At 41.7% G+C, this 1724-nt stretch carries 1 protein-coding gene; it reads right to left on the reverse strand.

Annotated features, from left to right (window positions below):
• The coding region (locus Q763_RS17225; RefSeq protein ID WP_035136314.1) for a SprB repeat-containing protein at positions 1-1724 on the reverse strand (1724 nt) is incomplete at both ends.

Raw genomic sequence — 1724 nt, forward strand, 5'->3', positions numbered from 1 at the left:
TTGACGCCTGATAAGTAGTACCGTCTACCGAATACGTTAAATCAGCTGGGTCAAGTGTTTGAGATGAAGCCACACTGATTGTAACCTCATTACCCGGTACGTTATTCGTACAGTTGTCTACAACACTTGCACTCGGAGTCATATCGGCTCCTTCATTGATCGTGAAGTCAACTGGTGTTATCGAACATCCATTAGCATCGGTCACATAAATAGTATGCGTACCAACAGTTAAGTTTGTATACACTAACTGGTCCTGAGTAAAGTCAGCAACATTGTCAGAATCTATACTTGTAAAGTATGGTGTTGTACCTCCACTAATTGTAAGAGTTACTGTACCATCAGCTGCGTTATAACATACCTCATCAGTAGTAACTGCGCCATCAAGAGCTAAAGGTCCCGCAGGCTCTGTAACTACAAGGTTAGCAGTTGTTATCTCACAACCAATTTCATCTGCAACACTTACAGTATAAGTACCAGCAGGAAGGTTAGTAAATACATTGTTAGTTGTATAGTTACCCGCATCTGAAGAAATAGCATACAGTAATGTACCTGTACCTCCTGAAGCGGTTACCGTAATCTCTCCTGTCGACTCTCCAAAACATAACACATCGGCAGTTACCACAGCACTGTCAATAACAATAGGCTGATGAACATCAATAGTAAAGTCTACCATTTGTACACATCCGTTTGTATACTGTATATAAGCCGTGTAGTTCCCTGGAGCAAGGTTTGCAAAATAATTATCTGTCTGGTACGCCACACCATCTAACGAGTATGTTAGGTCGGCAGGGTTGATAGACGGATTCGTTAAAACAAACACGACATTCCCCGGTACGTTATTAGTACATGTTGGGTACACCTCAACCACTGGCTGAATGCTAACACCCGGCTCAATGTCAAAGGTTAACGGAACAGGAATACTACATCCGTTATCATCAGTTACATAAATAGTATGTGTACCTGCTGTAAGACCTGTATAAGTAAACACATCCTGAGCATAATCTGCAGGGTTACTTGAATCAAGGCTTGTGTAATATGGTGGTGTACCTCCTGTTACAGAGATAGTCACTGTACCATCGGCAGCATTGAAACATATTTCATCAGTAACTACATCTATAGTCGAAGTAAGTGCATTAACCGGCTCAGTTACCTGTACCGAGTTTAATACTACTTCACAGCCTATACCATCGGTCACCATTACGGTATAACTTCCTGCTGCAAGACCTGAGAATACGTTAGATGAGCCATAAATATAATCTGGTGAAATGGCGTACTGTAATGTACCTGTACCGCCTGAAGCAGTTACTGTAATCTCACCTGTTGACTCTCCTTTACACCCTACATCGGTAGTAGCTACTGCCGAAGCAGTTACCGGTTGTAGTACATTAATTGTAAAGGTAGTTGTTTGTACACATCCGTTAGCGTGTCTTACGTAAGCTGTATAGTTACCCGGCGCTAAGTTATTGAACACGTTTGACGCCTGATAGTTTGTGCCGTCAAGAGAGTACTGTAAATCTGCCGGGTCAAGTGTTTGAGATGAAGCTACATTAACAGTAACCTCATTGCCCGGTACATTGTTAGTACAGTTATCAACTACTGTAGCTGATGGTGTCATATCAACACCTTCGTTAATAGTTATTTCAAACGGTGTGATAGCACAACCGTTATCATCAGTCACATAAATAGTGTGTGTACCAACTGTTAAGCCTGTGTACACTAACTGA

Source organism: Flavobacterium beibuense F44-8, assembly GCF_000769915.1.
In the GTDB taxonomy this organism is placed as follows: domain Bacteria; phylum Bacteroidota; class Bacteroidia; order Flavobacteriales; family Flavobacteriaceae; genus Flavobacterium; species Flavobacterium beibuense.